The organism is Streptomyces sp. NPDC021622 (genome assembly GCF_040640795.1).
In the GTDB taxonomy this organism is placed as follows: domain Bacteria; phylum Actinomycetota; class Actinomycetes; order Streptomycetales; family Streptomycetaceae; genus Streptomyces.
The window spans coordinates 298,615-317,860 of sequence record NZ_JBFACK010000007.1 but is presented as its reverse complement, the minus strand read 5'-3'; the positions used below and the strand labels follow the sequence as shown (position 1 = coordinate 317,860).

Sequence of the window (19,246 nt, the reverse complement as noted above, 5' to 3'; positions counted from 1 at the left end):
GCGCGTACCCCCGCTCTCAACGTGGCGGGGACGTACCGCGCTGGTCCGTACTGTCCCGGCGAAGCTGCTCCGCGCGGTGGACGAGACGATCGACGCGCTCGGCGAGGTCGGGGTGAGCGGTCCGCAAGTGATCACGGGTCCCGGCGAGGGGGGCGACGAGCCAGGCGGCGTTGTCCTGGGCGAGGGCGCGGTCAAGTTCGGCAATGGGCGTCCGCGCCGCCACGGGCAGGTCTGTGAGAGCGGTGATCTGCCCGGCGAGCCGGCGTAGGTCGGCCGCGTGACCGCGGGCCCAGGCGACGACGGCGCGGTCGGCGGCGCGCCGGTCGCGGGTGGCCTTGACCCGCTGCTCGGCGGTGCTTCCGCCGGCGCCGGGCCGGAGCCTGAGGTAGCGGCGTTCGGCGGCCTGACGGCTGGACACGCCCAGCGGCTGGGCGAGGTCGGCCCAGCTGGCCCCGGCATCACGGGCCGCCTCGATCAGCCCCGATTCCCACGTGCCGAGCTCGTCACGCACCTCGCGCAGCAGCAGCAGCGAGGCCAGAGCACGCTCCGGCCCGTCCAGGTCCGGCGCGGCTTCGACTCTGTCGGGGGCCGTGGCGCGTGCCGCGCGCAGGGCCGCGCTGATGGCATCGAGCGCCGCGGCAGCGGCGAGGAGGGATTCCGGCCCCGGACGCACGCCACCATGTGCACCGCCCGCGCCATCCTGCGCGTCGGGTCGACGACCCGCACGACGCTCGTCACCCACAGTCACGGGACCCCCTCGGATCGGATCTGTCGTCTTCTCGATGACTCTTCTCTTGTCATCACAAGGATGACATGTTAGAAGGGAAAAGGTGAAGCGCTAGGCAGACGACTGAACCGACCGGAGGTGTTTCTGATGCTGATGCGCACCGACCCCTTCCGCGAGCTCGACCGGCTCGCCCAGCAGATGCTGTCGCCCGGCACCTGGTCACGGCCGTCCGCGATGCCGATGGACGCCTACCAGAAGGACGACGAGTACGTGATCGTGTTCGATCTGCCCGGAGTCTCACCGGAAGCGATCGACATCGACGTCGAGCGGAACATGCTGACCGTCAAGGCCGAGCGGCGTCCGGCGAAGGACACGGACAACGTCCAGATGGAGCTCTCCGAGCGGCCGCTGGGTGTCTTCTCCCGCCAGATCATGCTGGCCGACACGCTCGACACCGAGAGCATCGCCGCTGACTACGACGCGGGCGTCCTGACCGTGCGCATCCCGATCGCCGAGCACGCCAAGCCCCGCAAGGTCACCATCGAGAGCCGCGGTGACCGCAAGGAGATCAGCAGCTGAGGCGAGCAGCAGCGCCGTCGGCTCCACGGCGGAGGACGCGGATCCTCTCCCCTTCCCGGCCGCGTCCTCCGCGCGCCCCAACTTCCGCCTCTCACGAGGGGGCAGCAGTGATACGCACGGACGTGTTCCTCAAGGCGGTGCAGGAACGCGGAAAGTACGACACCACCCAGGAAGCCGACCGCGCGGCCCGAGTAGTGCTCGCCCTACTGGGCGCACACCTGGTCGGCCAGGTACGCGCCCAGTTGGCTGCGCATCTGCCGGAAGAGTTCGCCCTGATCCTGCTCAACCCGCTACAGAGCGCCGAGCCGCTGTCTCCGGAGCGGTTCGTGCGGGCGACCGCAGCCTGGATCGAAGGCGCCACCGAGCAAACCGCGGCCTGGGACGTCAGCGCCGTCCTCTCCACGGTCGCCGACGCCGCCGCCGACGACCTCCTCAACGAGATCCTGCTCCAACTCCCCACGGGCTACGACCTTCTGTTCGGTCGCCCGCAGCCCACCTGACCTCAGGGGCTGGGAGCACATCCACCCCTGCAGGCTGCGGTACGTGGTGGTTTTCGCGTCCAGGAGCAGGCTGGCGGCGAGCGCGCGCACGGCGGCCACTTCGCCTCGCGGGAGGTCGCGTGCACGGCCAGGTACAGGCCGAGCCGGAACAGCTTGCCCCGTCGACCGGCCCTTGAGAGGAGCCAGGGGCTCACGGAGTACGAGCATCACCCGGCGGCGCAGGAGATCCGCTGAGCGATCGAGGGGCCTCTTCGGCTGGGAAACAAGTGGGAGTCGATCACGGGTAACCAGCACTGACTCCGGTCGGCACGGGCTTGTCCGCCGTGAGCAGGGACGTTCGCCGAGGTCAGACAGATGTTGACGGACGGCGGCGCCGGCCATGCGGTGCACCCCCGCCGTGGCCAGATCCTTGCGCATCCTGGCTATCTGGCCACTGATGTGGGTGGCCGCCTCCCGCGCAGGATCGAAGGCATGAAGATTCTCTGGGTGTTCGCCCATCCCGAAGGCCGGTCCCTCAACGGGGCGTTGCGTGACGACGGCGTACAGGCGTTGCGTGAGCTCGGGCACGAGGTCCGCGAGTCCGATCTGTACGCCATGCGGTGGAAGCCAGTGGTGGACGCCGACGACTTTCATCGGGAGTCGATGGACCGGCTGCTGGTCGGCGCCGAGCAGGAACATGCCCATGCGGCAGGGAAGTTGAGCGAGGACATCGTGGGCGAGCAGGAGAAGATCGCCTGGGCCGACGCGCTGGTGTTCCAGTTTCCGCTGTGGTGGTTCGGGCCGCCCGCCATTCTCAAGGGGTGGTTCGACCGGGTGCTCGTGCAGGGCTTCGCCTTCGGTCTCCAGGACGATGCGGGGCGGACCCTGCGGTACGGGGACGGCGGGCTCGCCGGGAAGCGTGCCCTGGTCGTCACCTCGGTCGGTGCGCGGGAGTCCGGGTTCGGGCCGCGCGGCGTCCATGGGCAGGCGGACGAGGTCCTTTTCCCGCTGCTGCACGGCGTCTTCTGGTACACGGGGATGGCCGCGCTCCCGCCGTACGTCGTCTACGGCGCCGACCGTCTCGACGCCGCCGGCTACCGCGCCCGTACCGCCGAACTGCGCGACCGGCTCCGCGAGTTGCCCGTCACCACCCCGCTGCCGTACCGGCACGAGCACGGCGGCGACTACGACGACGATCTCGTCCTGCGTCCGGAGGTGGCCCCGGAGCTGACCGGCGTCGCGGCGCACCGTTCGGGGCGGGCCGAACAGGCCGCATAGGCCGAGCAGGCGCCCGCGTCCGGGAGGCACCTGAGGCCCGCGACCCCTGGCAACGGGTGGGCGTGGAGTGCGTCGTAAAGTCGGTGCATGACCCGCTTCGAGGCAGTCACCCGTATCGCCGCGCCGCCAGAGCTCGTCTTCGACATCTCGCTGGACGTCGATGTGCACACCGCGTCGATGGCCGCGTCCGGGGAGCAGGTCATCGGCGGCGTCGCGGCCGGCGGCATGCTGCTGGGGGAGTCCGTGACCTGGGAGGCAAGGCACTTCGGCGTGCGGTGGCGGATGACGTCCCGGATCACCGCCTTCGACCGGCCGGGACACTTCGTCGACGAGCAGGTGTCAGGTCCGTTCAAACGGTGGTACCACGCCCACCACTTCGAGCCGGACGGGCAGGGCGGCACGGTGATGCGCGACGTGATCGACTTCGCCGCACCGCTCGGCCCGCTGGGCGCCCTGGCCGAGTGGGCGGCACTCAACCGCTATATGCCGCGTCTCATCCGGACCCGCAACGGCCACGTCAAGGCGGCCGCGGAGGCGCCCCGGTCGTGACCGGGGCGCGGAACCAGCCAATCCGAGGACACCTCCGCCGCGTCGACGGACGGCGACTTCGACGACCTCGACGACGACCACGCCATGTGTGACGACCACGCCATGTGTCTCGTCGCCGTCAGCACCCTCCCGACAAAGGCGGCCGCCGAGGCGGCCCCGCACTGACCAGGGCTGACCGGCACCGGCCCGCGAGAGGAAGCAGCCCGATGGACGCCTCCGCCCCGCTGACGGACGACGACCTCGACGGAATCGCGGAGATCGCCGCGGCCGCGACCCCCGGGCCCTGGCATGTGCGTCAGCTCGACGACGACCACGCCATGAGTCTCGTCGCCGTCAGCACCGTCCCCGACACCGGACGCGTCGGGCGATGGCCCGATTTCGACCACGGTGAGATCGTGGCCGCCACCCTCGTTCAGCGGCCGCGCTACGTCGATGCAGCGGACGAACGCTGGGACGAGAACGCCCGGTTCATCGCACGCGCCCGCGAAGACGTCCCCCGCCTCGTCGCCGAGGTCCGCCGCCTGCGCCGACTGCTCGAAGCCGGCGGCCGCCGACCGGGTGGCGGTCCGTGCGGCGACTCCTGATCACACGCCCACCGGCACCGCACTGCGCGGATCCGCCTGCGCCACGTCCCGCGCGACCTCCCGGGCCGTCCTGGTGAACGCCTCGATCGCAGCCGTGTCGTCGCCCGCGCGCCACACCATGCCGTAGCCGACCGGCTCCGCGTCGGTGAAGGGGACGTACGCGACACCTGGTCGCGCGTAGTACGTCCCGGTGTGCGCGGGGGCGAGCAGTGCGCCCTTGCCGGCCGCGGCCAGCATCAGGGCCTCCTGCATGTTGGTCACGCCGGGGCCGCGGGCGATCGGGCGGCCCAGTGGTGTGTGGGACGGGACGTGGTGTTCCAGCCAGTAGCCGGGGACATCGCCCGCGATCGTCAGGAGCGTCACGTCCGCCAGATCCTCGGGCGACACCGCGTCCCGCCCAGCCAGCGGATGGCCCGCGGCGATCGCGAGGACCCGCTCCTCCGCGAGCAGCGCGGGACCGGCGCCCAGATCCGCCTCCTCGACCGGGAACTCCGTGAGCTGGACGTCGAATTCGCCGTTGCGCAGCTGGCCGTAGGGATCGGCGAGCGGCACCTCGCAGATCTCCACGGCGAGACCGGGGTGGCTCGCGCGCAGCGCCTCCGTCGCCTTCATCACGATCTCGCCGGCCAGCGGGTTGGAGAAGCCCACGTGCAGCACGCTCTCGATGCCGCGCGCGGTGGCGGCGGCCCGTTCGAGGGCGGCCGCGATGCCCCGGTGGTGCGGTTCGAGGTCGGCGCGCAGCTGCCGGCCGAGCGAGGTGAGGGCGACGCGGCGGCTCGTGCGGATGAACAGCGGGGCGCCGACGCGGCGTTCGAGGCGCTGGACCAACTGGCTGACCCGCGCGCGAGAGAGCCGCATGCGGTCGGCCGTGCGGCCGAAGTGCAACTCGTCGGCGAGCAGCAGAAAGCACTCCAGCTCATCGCGTTCCATCGGCGTTCCCCCAGGTGCATCGGATCGGTAAGCCTGGTTGAACGAACGTTGCGATCTTCGCCGTTGTTCCGCCCCGCGCGCTGATCGAGGGTGAGTGAGCCGACAACAACCCATCACCGTCGCGCAAAAACACGCAATGGGCAGAAGAACAGAGGACATCGTCATGAGCAAGCAGAGAGAGCCGGCCGCCCTGAAGCCCCAGGAGTGGGGCGTCCTGCTCGTCCTGTGCGGCGCGATCTTCCTGGAGGGCATCGATGTGGCCATGCTCAATGTGGCCCTGCCGTCCATCCGCGCCGACCTGGGCCTGTCCACCGGAGACCTGCAGTGGGTCATGAGCGCCTACGTCCTCGGCTACGGCGGCTTCATGCTGCTCGGCGGCCGGGCGGCGGACCTCTTCGGGCGCCGCCAGATGTTCGTCCTGTGGCTCACCGTCTTCCTGCTCTTCTCGGGCCTGGGCGGATTCGCCACCGAGGGCTGGATGCTGATCGTCGCCCGCTTCGTCACCGGGGTCGCGGCCGCCTTCATGACCCCCGCGGGCCTCTCCATCATCACCACCGGCTTCGAGGAGGGACCGCGGCGCAACAAGGCCCTGCTCTTCTACTCCGGCACCGCCGCGGGCGGCTTCTCGATCGGCCTGGTCATCGGCGGTCTGCTGGCCTCGGTCGGCTGGCGCTGGGTCTTCTTCGCCCCCGTCGTGCTCTCCGCGGTGATCCTGCTGGCCGCGCTCGCCTTCGTGCCCAAGTCGGCCCGCCCCGACCGCACCGGGCAGGGCGTCGACCTGGCGGGCGGCGTCACCGTCACGGCCGCCATCGTGCTGCTCGTCCTCGGCGTCGAGCGCGCATCCCACACGAGCCTCGCCGCCACCCTCACCACGCTCGCCGCAGGTCTCGCGCTCCTCGGTGCCTTCGTCGCCGTCGAGCGCCGTTCCGCATCGCCGCTGGTCCGCCTCGGCATCTTCCGCAGCGGTGCGCTCGTCCGCGCCAACCTCGCCGGGCTGCTCTTCGCCGGGGGCTTCTTCGGATTCCAGTTCCTGGTCGTCCTCTACCTCCAGGAGCTGCGCGGCTGGTCCATTCTCGAGACCAGCTTCGCGATGATCGTCATCGGCGTCGACGCGGTGCTCTCGCCCACCCTCACGCCCAAGCTCGTCGAGCGCTTCGGCAACGCCCGGGTGATCTTCGGCGGTCTGCTCCTCGCGGCGTTCGCGTACGCCCTGTTCCTGCCGGTCGGCGCGGACTGGACGTACCTGGCGATGTTCCCGAGCCTGATCATCCTCGGCCTCGGCTTCGCCCTGGCCTACGGCCCGCTCACCATCGTCGCCACCGAGGGCGTCAAGGAGGAGGAGCAGGGCCTGGCGGGCGGGCTCCTCTACACCTCCTTCCAGTTCGGCGCTGCGCTCGGCCTCTCCGCGGTCACCGCCGTCAACGTCGCCGCCACCGCCTCGTCCGCACCGGCGGACCTCCTCGACGGCTACCGCGCCGCCCTGTGGGTCCCGCTCGCAGCGGTCCTGGCGGCCGCGCTGATCGCGGCCTTCGGACTCCGCTCACGGGCGGGCAGGGTGACCGCGGCAGGCACACCCGCCGAGGACCGCGCGGACCTTCCGGCGACCCACTGATGTCCGTCCGCGGTTCGGATCCGCGCAGCACCATCCGGCAGCCGGATCCGGACTGACGGTCAGGGAGTGGTCAGACTGACGGTCAGGGAGTGGTCAGTTCGTAGAAGCCCCTGCCGAACGTGGCCGCCACCAGGCGATGGTTCCCGGCGTCGTACTCGATGTCGTCCACCGGCACCGCGGGCATGCCACGGCCCAGGCGCGACCAGTGGCCACCCTTGGCGCCGGAGGTGAAGACGCCCTGATCGGTGCCGATGTGGAGCGTGCCGCCCCGGGCGATGACGAGGTCGTTGACCGGGGCGTCCGGCAGATTGCCCGACAGGTCCTTCCAGTGCTTGCCGCCGTCCGTGCTGCCGTACACGTGGGGCGTGTCCGAGCCCGAGCGGTAGGCGGAGTGGGTGGTGTAGACGCGGTCGGGGTCGTGCGGGTCGACGACGACGCGGGTCACCCAGGGGCGGCCCTGGGCGAGCTTCGTCCAGTGCGCGCCGCCGTCCTTGGTGACCCAGACGCGGCCGTCGTCCGTGCCGACGTAGAGGGTACGGCCGTCCGCGGCCGGGGCGATCGAGGTGATCGTGCCGTAGTTGGTGTAGATCGGGTCGGGGCCAGGACCGCCGGACAGATCGGGGCTGATGGCCTGCCAGGTGGCGCCGCCGTCGGTGGAGCGGTTGAGCACCTCGGCGCCGTAGTAGAGGACCTTGGGGTCACGGGGGTCGAAGACGACCGGCGTGAACCAGTTGCGGCGCTTGAATGTCGTCTTGTCGGCGAAGTAGGTCAGGGTGTCGCCGCCGTCGGTGGAGCTGAAGCAGTTGCCGTACTGGTAGCAGGCGTAGACGTTGTTCACGTCGGTCGGGTTGATCAGGTTCTCCTCGCCGTCCCCGCCGAGGTATTCGTTGAAGCCGTCGCCGCCCCAGGAACGTATCGAGCCGTTGTCCTGTGCGCCTCCGGAGATCCGCGAGGTGTCCTGCGGTGATATGGCCGCGCTGTAGAGCTGGGTGTACGGCTCGTGGCGTGCCTTGACCCAGCCGCCGTCGCCGTTCGCGTCGGAGCGGTAGACGCCGCCGTCGTTGCCCAGGTAGACGCGGCCGGGGCGGCGCGGGTCCCAGACCATCGCGTGCTGGTCGACGTGGATGCTGGTGTCGTCGGCCGTCCAGGTGGCGGCGCCGTCCTTCGACGTCATCAGCGGTACTCCGGCGACCTGCACATGCCCGGCGTCGCGCGGATCGGTCCAGATCTTCCCGAACCACCAGCCGAACGTGGACTGCGAATCGGTGAGCTTCTTGTTCGTGGGCGTCCGCTTCCAGCTGTCGCCCGCGTCCGTCGAGGCGTAGAAGCCCTCGAAGGGGCCGTCGGTCTTGTTCACGATGGCGTAGGCCCGATCGCCCGCGACGGCGAGACCGATCCGGCCGACGTCCGGGCCCTGCGCGGGAAGGCCGCCGCCGAGCCGCTGCCAGGTCCTGCCGTCGTCGCTGGAGCGGAAGACGCCGGAGCCCTCACCGCCGTAGGTGCGGCGTTCGGGCGTGCGGCGGTGGTCCCACAGGACGGCGTACAGCTTTTTGCCCTGCACGATGATCTCGGTGGCGCCGGTGAACTCGTTGGCGCCGGACAGGATCCGCTGCCAGGTCCTGCCGCCGTTCTCCGAGCGGTAGACGCCGCGGTCGCCGCCGCCGTTGTAGAGGGAACCGGACGCCGCCACGTAGACGCGGCGCGGATTGTCGGGGTCCACGGTGATCGCGCTGATCGCGCCGGAGTCACGCAGCCCGGACGGCTTCCAGCTCTTGCCGCCGTCGGTGCTGCGGTAGAGGCCTGTTCCTTCGTACGTGATGCTGCCGCCACCGGGGTTGGGCTCGCCGGTACCGGCGTACAGGGTCCCGTCGGGTGCGGTGGCGACCGCGCCCATCGACTGCGTCCAGTCGTCGGGCCAGGCGGACTTGAAGGTCTGCCCGGCGTCCGTGCTGCGCCAGACGCCACCGCTGGCCGCGGCGGCATACAGCGTGTCCGCGCGCTTCGGGTCGAGGGCGAGCGAGACGATGCGCCCGCCGATGTTCGTCGGCCCGACGGACTTCCACCGGCCGCCTGTGGTGGGCAGTTGACGCGCCTGCGCGGCGGCGTCCTCGTGCGCGTGGCGCGGAATCGACTCTCCGGGGACGGTCTTCTGCAGATAGCGGTACTCGGCGGGCGCGGCAGGACCGCGTACCGGGCGGTAGACGTCCCCCGGTGGCGTGGGGCCCGCGGCGGCCGGAGCCGTGAACACGAGCACGCCCGCGAGCGGGGCGAGGACCAGGTGAAGCAGGCGTCTGCGACGCATGGACTCCCTCTCCTTCGTCATGGCCATATCAAGCCGTGACCCTATGAGAGGGGGCGGGGGGCCAATAGGCCGCAAGTCGGCCTTTGTGAGGGCGGATTGAAGGCGGTGTGTCAGTCGAGCCCGGCTCAGTGCTGTTGCGTCGCCGGCCCGAACCGGCGGCGGTACGCGGAGGGTGTGAGGCCCGTCTCGCGGCGCATCAGGGCGCGCAGATTGGCGGTGCTTCCGAGCCCGCTGCGGCGGGCGACCACATCGAATCCGGTCACCCCTCGCTCGATCAACCGGCAGGCCAGCGTGAGGCGTTCGCCGGTGAGCCACGCGAGGGGCGTGGTGCCGAGCTGGGCCTGGAAGCGGCGGTGCAGCGTCGCCGGGCTCAGCGCGGCGCGCGCCGCGAGATCGGGCACGGAGAGCGGCGAGTCAAGGCGCTCCTGCGCCCAGGCGAGCACCGGGGCGAGGGACTCGTCCCGCACGTCCGGTACGGGCCGCTCCACGAACTGCCGCTGGCCGCCGTCCCGGTGGGCGGCGAACACCAGGCGCCGGCTCACCGCGTTGGCGACCTCGGCGCCGTGGTCCCGGCGGACCACGTGCAGCCCGAGGTCGAGCGCGGCGGCGCTGCCCGCGGCGGTGAGGATGTCGCCGTCGTCGACGAAGAGCACATCCGGTTCGAGCCGTACGCCGGGGAAGCGGGCCCGGAAGGAGTCGGCCCACTGCCAGTGCGCGGTGGCCCGGCGCCCTTCGAGCACCCCGGCCTCGGCCAGGGTGAAGGCGCCGCTGCAGAACCCGACGAGCCGGGCTCCGCGGGCGTGTGCCCGGCGGACGGCGTCGAGGACGGCCGGGCGGCGTGGCACCTCGACGTCGGGCCGGTTGGGCACGATCAGGGTGTCCGCCGACTCGGCCGCCTCAAGGCCCGCGACGCCGGTGAGCGTGAAGAACCCGTCCCGCATCAGGGTGCGGGGCTCGGGCGAGCAGAGCGAGAACGCGTACAGATCACGCCCGAGTTCCGGTCTGCGCAGCCCGAACACCTCGGTGGCGCAGCCGAGTTCGAAGGGATTGGAGTTCGCGTCGACGATCACGACGACGCGATGCAGCGGTCCGCCACGACCACCGTCAGCACCATCATCATCACCCTGAGAGGATCCTTGCGCCATGAGCTATTTCTACCACTCGCGTGATCGCGGCCGGACGGCGGAAGGTGGAGCCATGAGCCACAACGAACCCATCGCCCTGACCAAGGCCCTGGCCTCCTTCGACGCCCTGTGGAGCCCGCGCATCGTCACCCAGGTCAACGATTACGACGTACGCGTCGCCAAGGTCGAGGGCGACCACCTCTGGCACGTACACGACGACACCGACGAGTTCTTCCTCGTCCTCGACGGCGAACTGCGCATCTCCCTGCGCGAGCCGGCCGGCGAACGCACGGTCACCCTCCCCAAGGGCTCGGTCTTCACCGTCCCGCGCGGCACCGAACACAAGCCGTCCGCACCGGCCGGCGCCGCGATCCTCGTCCTCGAACCCACCGGCACCTCGACGGTCGGCGACCGCCACGAGGACATCCCGGACCACGTCGACGCGACGACGGGGCACCGCCTCGCACCGTAGGCGGACTCAGGCGCCCACGGTCCCGTCGATGCCCTCGCGCAGAAAGTCCGCGTGCCCGTTGTGGCGGCCGTACTCCACCAGGACGTGCACCATCACCATCCGCAGCGACACCTCTTCGTCCCATCGCGGCTGATACCCGGCCAGGTCCAGGGAATCGGCCTGCCGCTCGATGCGGCGCGAGTTCTCCACCTCCGCTTCCCAGGCGGCGAACGCCTCGGCCCTGGTCGACGCACTCGCGTCGTACGCCGCCTGGAAGTCGATCTTTTCGGACCAGACCATGGGCGCGTCGTTGTCCTCGAACGGCCGCCGGAACCAGGCGCGTTCCACCTCGGCCATGTGCCGCACGAGCCCGAGCAGCGACAGCGTCGACGGCGGCATCGACAGCTGCCGCAGTTCCTCGTCGCCGAGTCCTTCGCACTTCATGGCGAGGGTCGCCCGCTGATAGTCGAGAAACCCCCGCAACGTCTCACGCTCGGTGCCGATGCTTGGCGGGTCTGTGCGGTTGTCGCCGGGCATGGATCTGCTCCTAGTCTCTGCCTGATTGCGGGGATCATCCTCTCAGCTCGCTGTGGGCGGGCCGAACTGCCCGCCCGCCAAAGGTGGTTGACGTCGTAGGCAGGTCGCCGAGATCGCGGTATGCCGGGAGTTGACCCGTCAACCTCGAGAGAGCGAGGCAGCCATGTGGACCGTCGTCTTCTGGAAGGCCACCGCGGAGCGCGCGCTCCGTACCTTCGCGCAGTCACTGGGCGCCGTGCTCGTCGCCGGGGCGACCAGTCTCCTGGACGTCGACTGGGAGGCGGCGCTCGCCACCGCCGGGATGGCGACGCTGCTCGCCGTCCTCACGGCGGTCGGCGCCGGCAAGGCGGGGACCGGGGGGCCCGGCATCACGGAGACTCCGACCGCCCCGCGCGGCGGGGCCACACCCTGACCCGAGCGGCCACTCCTCGTCCGCAAGGGTTGCCGTCAGGCGTTCCTGATCGAGCGTCACCTGTACGTCCATGCCGCGGGCCACGGCCTCGGCGAAGGCGGCGGGAGCGGTGTCGTCGAGGAGGAAGGCGAAGTGCAGGGTGAACGGCCGCCGGTACGGGTCCGGTTCCCCGTCGGCGTCGAGTCGGAGGTTGGCGTTCCAGGCGGCCTGGCAGAGCACGGAGACGAGGAGACCGAGGAACTCGGCGTCGTGCAGGGCGTCGGCGTGGTCGATCAGGACGGCGAGGTCGTTCGTGTCGCGTCCGTGGTCGTGCAGGTCGTGCAGGTCGTGGCGGTCGTGCCGGCCGTGCCAGTCGTGCAGGCAGTCCACCAGCGCGTCCCAGTTGTGGCCGAAGTAGCCGGGGAAGGCCAACTCCCGGGCGAAGGCGGCGAACAGGGCCTTCGGGTCCAGCAACTCCCGGCCGTCCACGCGGAACACGCGGCCGCCCTGGTGGCGGAGAACGTCGGCCTCGGCGCCAAGACATGCGTCGTCGTGGCGCGTGAAGACGACCCATGGCGGGCGGCGTTCGGTGAGGGTGGGGGCCACGGGCTATGCCTCCGGAAGCAGTCGTCCCGCCTCCACCCGCACCCGCTCGCCCCGGAACCGCTGCCGCAGCCTGCGGTCGTGGGACACCACGACCAGCGTGCCCCGGTACTCCGCGAGCGCCTCGTCGAGCTCCTCGACCAGCGCCGGGGAGAGGTGGTTGGTCGGCTCGTCCAGGAGGAGCAGGTCGGCAGGGCGGGTCACCAGGCGGGCCAGTGCCAGACGGCGCCGCTGCCCCACGGAGAGGCCCCGCACCGGCACGGCGAGGTCCTCCTCCCGGAAGAGGCCGAGGGCGAGGAGCCCCGGCGCGTGCTCCTCGGGCAGGCCCGGCAGGCCTGCCGCGAACGCGTCGAGGAGCGTCTTGGTGGTGTCCTTGTCCGCGATGTACGCGATCTCCTGGGACAAGTAGCCGACGCTCGCCGGGAGTTCGACCTGCCCGCGGTTCGCTGCGACCACCCCCGCGAGCACACCGAGCAGCGTGGACTTGCCCGCGCCGTTCGCCCCGGTGACCAGGGTGCGCGAGCCCGGCTCGAGGAGCAGGTGCTCGACGGCGAGGCGCTCGCCCACCGTGACGTCCGTCAGCGAAGCCGGACGTACGAAGGGGTGGTCACCGCCCTCGATGCCGTCACCGACCGTGAAGTGCAGCGGGTCCGGCGGGCGCGGCACCGGCTCGGCGCGCAGTCTGCGCAGCCGCTCGCGCGCATTGCGTACGACACCGGAGAGCTGGCCCTCCACCGAGCGCTGATGGCCCGCGAAGCGCGGGCTCTCGCTCATCCGCCAGCCCGTCGCGAGGCGGCCGGAGCCGCCTTCCGCGAGCCGCTCCTGGCGCGCGACCTCGTCGCTCCACCGCCGGTAGCGCTCCTCCCAGCGGCGCCGGGCCGTGGTGCGCTGCTCCAGATAGCCGTGCCAGCCGCCGCCGTAGCGCGCCGCCGACCTGCGGTCCCCGTCGACCTCGACGATCACCTCGGCGACCCGGTCCAGGAACACCCGGTCGTGGGTCACGGCGACGACGGTGCCCCGGTGGCCGCGCAGCCGCTCCTCCAGCCAGCCGAGCGCCTGGTCGTCCAGGTGGTTCGTAGGCTCGTCCAGGAGGAGGAGTTCGGGCTGCGGGGCGAGCACGCAGGCCAGCGCGAGGCGCGCGGCCTCGCCGCCGGAGAGTGAACCCAGGGCGCGCGAACGCTCCAGATGCGGTACGCCGAGCCCGTGCAGCGCGGCCTCCAGGCGGGCGTCGGCGCGGTAGCCGTCTCGCGCCTCGAAGGCGGCGAGGAGATCCCCGTACGCGGCGAGGCCGTCCGGCCCCGCCGAGCCGAGCGCGGCCTCCGCCTCGCCGATCCGCCGCTCCAGATACCGCAGTTCGGCCAGCGCGTCGTCCACCGCGTCCTGCACGGTGGCGTGCGGCGGAAGGCGCAGCGTCTGGGCGAGACAGCCGGTGCCGCCGTCCGACACGACGGCCACCTCGCCGTCGGCAGGTACGTGCCCGCCCGCCATCAGACGGAGCAGCGTCGACTTGCCCGAGCCGTTCTCGCCGATGACACAGGCCTTCTCGCCGGGGCGCACCGAGAGCGAGACCCGCTCCAGGACGGGCCGTTCCGGATAGCCGTACGACACGTCGCGCAGGACGAGTTGACTCAACGTTCGCATCCCCCTCGGCTCAGACGGGCTGACCGAACAGCTCCCGCAGTACATCCTCCATCGTGACCATCCCGGCCAGTCTGCCGTCCGAACCGAGCACCGCCGCCACATGGGTGCGGCTGCCGCGCATCGCGGTCAGCACGTCGTCCAGCGGCGTGGACTCCCGCACCTGCGCGATCTTCCGCATGTCCGGCACCCGGAACGGCAGATCACGCGGCATCCGGTCGAGCGCGTCCTTCACATGCAGATAGCCGACGATACGACGGCCCTCGTCGACCACGGGGAAGCGCGAGAACCCGGAGTCGGCCGAAAGCCGCTCCAGCTCCTCCGGCGTCACGCCGACATGCGCGTACACCACCCGCTCCACCGGCAGCACCACGTCCCTGACCGGGCGGCGGCCCAGTTCGAGGGCGTCGTGCAGCCGCTCCTGGGCACGGTCGTCGAGCAGACCCGCGTCACCGGAGTCCTTGACCATCCGGGCCAGCTCGTCGTCCGAGAAGGTCGCCGACACCTCGTCCTTCACCTCGACCCTCAGCAGCTTCAGAAGGCCGTTGGCGAACGCGTTGATCGCGAAGATCACCGGGCGCAGCGCACGGGCAAGCGCGACCAGCGGGGGACCGAGCAGCAGCGCCGAGCGCACCGGCTCGGCGAGCGCGATGTTCTTGGGGATCATCTCGCCGAGCAGCATGTGCAGATACGTCGCAAGGGTCAGCGCGATGGCGAACGAGATCGGGTGGACCAGACCGTGCGGCACGCCGACCGCGTCGAACAGCGGCTCAAGGAGATGCGCGATGGCGGGCTCGGCGACGATGCCGAGCACCAGGGTGCACAGCGTGATGCCGAGCTGCGCCGCGGCGAGCAGCGCCGACACATGCTTCAGACCCCACAGCACGCTCTTCGCGCGCCGGTCGCCGTCCTCGGCGTACGGATCGATCTGACTTCTGCGTACGGAGATGATCGCGAACTCGGCGCCCACGAAGAAGGCGTTGACGACGAGCGTCGCCAGGCCGATCAGCAACTGGACGGCGGTCATCGCTCCTCCTCCGGGTGGTCGTCGTGCAGGGGGGCGTGCAGCAGGACGCGGGCGGCGCGGCGGCCGCGGGCGTCCACGACGTCGAGCCGCCAGCCGCCCACCTGGAGGCTGTCGCCCTCGGCCGGGATGCGGCCGAGCTCGGTGGCGACAAGGCCTGCGAGCGTCTCGTACGGTCCCTCGGGAGCGCGCAGTCCGACGCGGGCCAGCTGGTCGGTGCGGGCCGAGCCGTCGGCGGAGTAGAGCGTCCGGCCTGCGTCGTCGGTGCCCGCTGGGGCGATGTCGGGCGTCTCGTGCGGATCGTGCTCGTCCCGCACCTCGCCGACGACCTCCTCGACGATGTCCTCCAGGGTCGCGACCCCGGCGGTGCCGCCGTACTCGTCGATGACCACGGCCATCGTGCGCTTGCCGGAGAGCCGGTCGAGGAGCCGGTCGACGGTCAGCGACTCCGGTACGAGCAGCGGCTCGCGCATCAGCTCGGCGACGGGGAAGCGGGCCCTGCGCTCGGCCGGTATCGCCAGGACGTCCTTGATGTGCGCGACACCGACGACGGAGTCGAGGTTGCCGCGGTAGACGGGGAAGCGGGACAGGCCCGTCGCGCGCGTCGCGTTCGCGACGTCCTCGCAGGTCGCGAGGGCGTCGAGGGCGATGACCTGCACGCGCGGCGTCATCACGTTCTCCGCGGACAGATCGGCGAGGTTCAGGGTGCGTACGAACAGCTCGGCGGTGTCCGCCTCCAGGGCGCCCTCCTTGGCGGAGTGCCGGGCGAGCGCCACCAGCTCCTTGGGGCTGCGCGCGCTGGCCAGCTCCTCGGTGGGCTGGATGCCGAAGCGGCGTACGGAGTGGTTCGCCGTGTTGTTCAGATGCGCGATGAAGGGGCGGAACGCGGCGCTGAACAGGCGCTGCGGCGTCGCAACGCGCTTGGCGACGGCCAGTGGCGACGAGATCGCCCAGTTCTTGGGCACCAGCTCGCCGACGACCATCAGGAAGACCGTCGACAGGGCCGTGCCGATGACCAGGGCCACCGACGAGGCCACCGACGCGGAGGCGCCCATGGAGCGCAGCGGGCCCGCGATGAGCTTGGCGATGGAGGGCTCGGAGAGCATGCCGACCACCAGGTTGGTGACGGTGATGCCGAGCTGCGCCCCGGAGAGCTGGAAGGTGAGGTTCTTGACGGCCTTGAGGGCGCCCGCGGCGCCGCGCTCGCCGCGTTCGGCCGCTCGTTCCAGTTCGCTGCGCTCGACCGTGGTGAGGGAGAACTCCGCCGCCACGAAGACGCCGCACGCCAGCGAAAGCAGCACCGCCACGAGGAGCAGGAGCACTTCGGTCATCGGGTCACCTCCGTCCCATGATCGGACAGGGACCGGGGGAATGCGCGATGTCGGGTACTGGGAGGCTCGCCCATGGGCGGACGCTCACACCTTTCCGTTTGAATCTCAGTTGAATCGAGTAGTCCGTACATAGTAAAGGACCAGCAAAATCCGCTCGTGCGGGCGTCCGCGGGCCGGGATCTAGAGGTGCTTCACCCAGCGGCTCCACTGCGGCTCGGGCGCGTACCCGGCGGCGCGCCAGGCGTGCTGCGCGAGCTCGTTGCGGTCCAGGACCATCGCGTCGCCGCGGCGCCCCCCAAGTCCCAGGAAGCGCTCCTCGGCCGCGGCGAGCAGCGCAGAGCCGACGCCCTGACGCCGCTGGTCCGGGTGCACGGCGAGGCGGTAGAGGTGGCAGCGCCAGCCGTCGAAACCGGCTATCGCGGTGCCGGCGACGACGCCGTCGCGCTCGGCGATGAGCAGGGCCTCGGGGTCGCGCTCGACGAGCCGGGCCACTCCGGCCCGGTCGTCGCTGATGCTCGTTCCTTCCGCGGCCTCGCGCCAGAACCGCAGAACGGTGTCGATGTCGGACGGGGTCGCACAGCGGATGTGGAGATCACTCATGGGGGAGATGCAATCAGTGCGCCGGGCGCTCTGGCGAGCGGTTTCCGTGCCTGGGAGCGATGTGCCCCGTGCGACGTGCCGTGCGACGGTCCGTGTCAGGGCGAAAGGCCGACGAGCCTGCCGCTGTCGTTCCACAGCGCCTGCGCCACCTCGTCCCTGCGGGCCAGATCGGACGGGTCCGGCCAGCTGAGCCGTGCGCGCCGCAGGGCGACGAGTACGCGTCCGGGCGGGGCCGGCGCACCGCCGACGGCCAGGTCGGCCAAGGTGTTCGCGGCGTCGGGGCGGCTGTTGAGATCGCGGCTGAACCTGCGCAGCGGCCGGCCGACGACCGGAGTGCCGAGCAGCGCCCAGGCCGTACGCAGCGGGAACGACAGCTGCTTGGCCAGGCCTGTCCCGAAGACCTGCCCGGGATCGTAGGCGACCACGGTGCGGCGACCGTTGCGGAAGCCGGGGTGCTCGGAGAGCGATCGTGCGGTGAGCACGGCGCACAGCTTGGACGCGGTGTACGCGTGCTCGCCCGCCTTGCGCGGCTTGGCGTCGAGGCCGGGGTCCCGGTCGGGGTGCGCGAGCAGCTCGGCGTCGGCATGCCGGGGCGGTGTCAGTCCGGCGTGGTTGGCGGGGTCGTAGGTGCCGCTCGTGGTCAGCACCACGGTCGCCGTGTCCGCGAGCGCCGGAAGCAGCAGGCGCAGCAGCAGGTGGTGCGCGAGGTGATTGACGGCGAAGGCCGTCTCGAAGCCGTCGACCGTGCGACGGGTGACGTCGGGCAGGACCACGCCGGCGTTGAGCACCAAGGCGTCGACGGGGGTGTCGCCGAGCCGCTCGCGGACCGTCGTCGCGAAGGCGCGCACCGAGGCGAGGTCCGCCAGGTCGAGCGGGATCCGTTCGCCGACCGCCGGGATCCGACCGTCGACCGCCGTCGTCCTGCGTGCGCCCAGGATCAGTCGTACGTCGCCCGACCGCGTAAGACGCTCGGCCGCGATCGCCCCGAAGCCGGACGTGCCGCCGGTCATCACCATCGTGGACACGCCGCCCCCCCTCGGAAACCGCCGGACCGGGACGCCGTCCAGCCTAGTGAAGGGCCCGCGATGCGGCCCCCGTCGCGGGGCCGCGTCAGGGCCGGTGCGCGGCGTCCACCCCTGGGGGGCCAAGTAACGTACCGCGAGGTCGAGATGCGAGATCTGACGCGCGGAGCGGCGGCGCGGGCGAAGGAGTGCGGCGATGGGTACGGCGGCGAATCCTCCTGCCGAAGGAGAGCTGACCAGGCGGCTCGGGGTGCCGGACGCGGTGGTGATCGGCCTGGGCTCGATGATCGGCGCGGGCATCTTCGCCGCGCTCGCGCCGGCGGCAGGCGCGGCCGGATCCGGGCTCCTGACGGCGCTCGCCGTCGCCGCGGTGGTGGCCTACTGCAACGCCACCTCCTCGGCACGGCTCGCCGCCCGCTACCCGGCATCCGGCGGCACCTACGTCTACGGCCGCGAGCGCCTCGGTGACTTCTGGGGCTACCTTGCCGGCTGGGGCTTCGTGGTCGGCAAGACCGCTTCCTGCGCGGCGATGGCGCTGACGGTGGGTTCGTACGCCTGGCCAGGCCAGGCCCACGCGGTGGCCGTGGCCGCCGTGGTGGCGCTGACCGCGGTCAACTACACCGGCATCCAGAAGACCGCCTGGCTCACGCGTGCCGTCGTCGCCGTCGTCCTCGCCGTGCTCGCCGCAGTCGTGGTCGTCTGCCTGACCGGCGATGGCGCCGACAGCTCACGCCTCGAGTGGGGATCGGACGCCTCCTGGACCGGCGTGCTGCAAGCCGCCGGGCTGCTGTTCTTCGCCTTCGCCGGGTACGCGCGCATCGCCACCCTCGGCGAGGAGGTCCGCGACCCGGCGCGCACCATCCCGAGGGCGATCCCGCTCGCCCTCGGCATCACTCTCATCGTCTACGCGGCCGTCGCGATCGCCGTCCTGAGCGTCCTCGGAGCCGGGCGGCTCGCGGAGTCGGGCGCACCGCTGTCGGACGCGGTGCGGGCCGCCGGTGCGACATGGCTGACGCCGGTGGTCCGCGTGGGAGCGGCCGTCGCCGCACTGGGCTCGCTGCTCGCGCTGATCCTCGGGGTCTCCCGCACCACACTGGCCATGGCCCGTGACCGGCATCTCCCGTACGTCCTGTCCGCCGTGCACCCGCGCTTCAAGGTGCCGCACCGCGCCGAACTCGCCGTCGGCGCGGTCGTCGCCGTCCTGGCGGCCACCGTCGACGTGCGCGGGGCGATCGGCTTCTCCTCCTTCGGCGTACTGGCCTACTACGCCATCGCCAACGCCTCAGCGCTCACCCTCACTTCAACGGAGGGCCGCCCACCTCGGGCCATCCCGGTCGTCGGCCTGACCGGCTGCCTCCTGCTCGCCTTCACCCTGCCCGCGGCGTCGGTCACTTGGGGCGCGGCGGTCCTGTCCCTGGGAGCCGCGGCCTACGGCATCCGCCGCGCCATCACGGCCAGGCGTGGCGCCGACAAGTAAGCCGACAA

The 19,246-nt window shown here is 71.6% G+C and carries 19 protein-coding genes and 1 pseudogene; 9 read left to right on the top strand and 11 right to left on the bottom strand.

All coding sequences use genetic code 11. The features are described 5' to 3' along the window. Positions 1 to 16: 16 nt before the first annotated feature. A complete protein-coding gene (locus AB0G47_RS16925) occupies positions 17 to 673 on the bottom strand; it encodes a type III effector protein (RefSeq protein ID WP_360769812.1) in 657 nt (218 codons plus the stop codon). A gap of 201 nt (positions 674 to 874) precedes the next feature. On the opposite strand from AB0G47_RS16925, the gene AB0G47_RS16920 reads away from it, so the two are divergent. From AB0G47_RS16920 to AB0G47_RS16900, 5 genes are all read left to right on the top strand, one after another. Further along, positions 875 to 1,306: an Hsp20/alpha crystallin family protein gene (locus AB0G47_RS16920; protein ID WP_360769809.1), complete on the top strand. Its 432-nt coding sequence runs from the start codon at positions 875 to 877 to the stop codon at positions 1,304 to 1,306. A gap of 107 nt (positions 1,307 to 1,413) precedes the next feature. Beyond that, entirely contained in the window at positions 1,414 to 1,806 is a 393-nt protein-coding gene (locus tag AB0G47_RS16915) for a DUF2267 domain-containing protein (protein WP_360769806.1), read from the top strand. 471 nt (positions 1,807 to 2,277) lie between these two features. Beyond that, the gene (locus AB0G47_RS16910; protein ID WP_360769803.1) at positions 2,278 to 3,063 is read left to right on the top strand and encodes an NAD(P)H-dependent oxidoreductase; all 786 of its coding nucleotides are present in this window, start codon (positions 2,278 to 2,280) and stop codon (positions 3,061 to 3,063) included. Between the two features lie 87 nt (positions 3,064 to 3,150). Next, positions 3,151 to 3,612 (top strand): SRPBCC family protein, encoded by a 462-nt coding sequence (locus AB0G47_RS16905; protein ID WP_360769801.1) that lies wholly within the window; start codon positions 3,151 to 3,153, stop codon positions 3,610 to 3,612. Between the two features lie 206 nt (positions 3,613 to 3,818). Next, positions 3,819 to 4,196, top strand: a complete 378-nt coding sequence (locus tag AB0G47_RS16900) for a hypothetical protein (RefSeq protein ID WP_360769798.1) — start codon at positions 3,819 to 3,821, stop codon at positions 4,194 to 4,196. On the opposite strand, the gene AB0G47_RS16895 is transcribed toward AB0G47_RS16900, so the two are convergent. Then, positions 4,197 to 5,126 carry a LysR family transcriptional regulator gene (locus AB0G47_RS16895; RefSeq protein WP_360769795.1) on the bottom strand — a complete coding sequence of 310 codons (930 nt, stop codon included), beginning with the start codon at positions 5,124 to 5,126 and terminating at the stop codon, positions 4,197 to 4,199. A gap of 163 nt (positions 5,127 to 5,289) precedes the next feature. On the opposite strand from AB0G47_RS16895, the gene AB0G47_RS16890 reads away from it, so the two are divergent. After that, entirely contained in the window at positions 5,290 to 6,738 is a 1,449-nt protein-coding gene (locus tag AB0G47_RS16890; RefSeq protein ID WP_360769792.1) for an MFS transporter, read from the top strand. A gap of 82 nt (positions 6,739 to 6,820) precedes the next feature. On the opposite strand, the gene AB0G47_RS16885 is transcribed toward AB0G47_RS16890, so the two are convergent. Both AB0G47_RS16885 and AB0G47_RS16880 read right to left on the bottom strand, forming a co-directional pair. Next, on the bottom strand, positions 6,821 to 9,040 hold the full coding sequence (locus AB0G47_RS16885; protein ID WP_360769789.1) for a glycosyl hydrolase: 2,220 nt from the start codon (positions 9,038 to 9,040) through the stop codon (positions 6,821 to 6,823). 125 nt (positions 9,041 to 9,165) lie between these two features. After that, positions 9,166 to 10,185 (bottom strand): helix-turn-helix domain-containing protein, encoded by a 1,020-nt coding sequence (locus AB0G47_RS16880; protein ID WP_360769787.1) that lies wholly within the window; start codon positions 10,183 to 10,185, stop codon positions 9,166 to 9,168. Positions 10,186 to 10,237: 52 nt separating this feature from the next. Here AB0G47_RS16880 and AB0G47_RS16875 point away from each other — a divergent pair, with 52 nt between their 5' ends. Continuing rightward, the gene (locus tag AB0G47_RS16875; RefSeq protein ID WP_360769784.1) at positions 10,238 to 10,636 is read left to right on the top strand and encodes a cupin domain-containing protein; all 399 of its coding nucleotides are present in this window, start codon (positions 10,238 to 10,240) and stop codon (positions 10,634 to 10,636) included. A 6-nt stretch (positions 10,637 to 10,642) separates the two neighbouring features. Here AB0G47_RS16875 and AB0G47_RS16870 read toward each other — a convergent pair whose 3' ends face one another. Then, positions 10,643 to 11,152 (bottom strand): DinB family protein, encoded by a 510-nt coding sequence (locus AB0G47_RS16870; RefSeq protein WP_360769782.1) that lies wholly within the window; start codon positions 11,150 to 11,152, stop codon positions 10,643 to 10,645. A gap of 163 nt (positions 11,153 to 11,315) precedes the next feature. Here AB0G47_RS16870 and AB0G47_RS16865 point away from each other — a divergent pair, with 163 nt between their 5' ends. After that, the gene (locus tag AB0G47_RS16865) at positions 11,316 to 11,564 is read left to right on the top strand and encodes a holin (RefSeq protein WP_360770004.1); all 249 of its coding nucleotides are present in this window, start codon (positions 11,316 to 11,318) and stop codon (positions 11,562 to 11,564) included. A 303-nt stretch (positions 11,565 to 11,867) separates the two neighbouring features. Here the strand turns inward: AB0G47_RS16865 and AB0G47_RS16860 are convergent. From AB0G47_RS16860 to AB0G47_RS16835, 6 genes and pseudogenes are all read right to left on the bottom strand, one after another. Next, a pseudogene (locus tag AB0G47_RS16860) lies at positions 11,868 to 12,032 on the bottom strand (barstar family protein); the annotation flags it as partial. A gap of 120 nt (positions 12,033 to 12,152) precedes the next feature. Then, positions 12,153 to 13,787: an ABC-F family ATP-binding cassette domain-containing protein gene (locus AB0G47_RS16855; RefSeq protein ID WP_360769779.1), complete on the bottom strand. Its 1,635-nt coding sequence runs from the start codon at positions 13,785 to 13,787 to the stop codon at positions 12,153 to 12,155. A 10-nt stretch (positions 13,788 to 13,797) separates the two neighbouring features. Beyond that, positions 13,798 to 14,811 carry a hemolysin family protein gene (locus AB0G47_RS16850; protein WP_360769776.1) on the bottom strand — a complete coding sequence of 338 codons (1,014 nt, stop codon included), beginning with the start codon at positions 14,809 to 14,811 and terminating at the stop codon, positions 13,798 to 13,800. Beyond that, on the bottom strand, positions 14,808 to 16,139 hold the full coding sequence (locus AB0G47_RS16845) for a hemolysin family protein (RefSeq protein WP_360769773.1): 1,332 nt from the start codon (positions 16,137 to 16,139) through the stop codon (positions 14,808 to 14,810). The genes AB0G47_RS16850 and AB0G47_RS16845 overlap by 4 nt, the downstream gene beginning before the upstream one ends. A 180-nt stretch (positions 16,140 to 16,319) precedes the next feature. Further along, complete coding sequence (locus AB0G47_RS16840; protein ID WP_360769771.1) at positions 16,320 to 16,739, bottom strand: GNAT family N-acetyltransferase; 420 nt, start codon at positions 16,737 to 16,739, stop codon at positions 16,320 to 16,322. 95 nt (positions 16,740 to 16,834) lie between these two features. Continuing rightward, positions 16,835 to 17,755, bottom strand: coding sequence for an SDR family NAD(P)-dependent oxidoreductase (locus tag AB0G47_RS16835; protein WP_360770002.1), 921 nt, complete (start codon positions 17,753 to 17,755; stop codon positions 16,835 to 16,837). Positions 17,756 to 17,957: 202 nt separating this feature from the next. On the opposite strand from AB0G47_RS16835, the gene AB0G47_RS16830 reads away from it, so the two are divergent. Further along, positions 17,958 to 19,238, top strand: coding sequence for an APC family permease (locus AB0G47_RS16830; protein ID WP_360769768.1), 1,281 nt, complete (start codon positions 17,958 to 17,960; stop codon positions 19,236 to 19,238). The last annotated feature ends 8 nt before the right edge of the window (positions 19,239 to 19,246 follow it).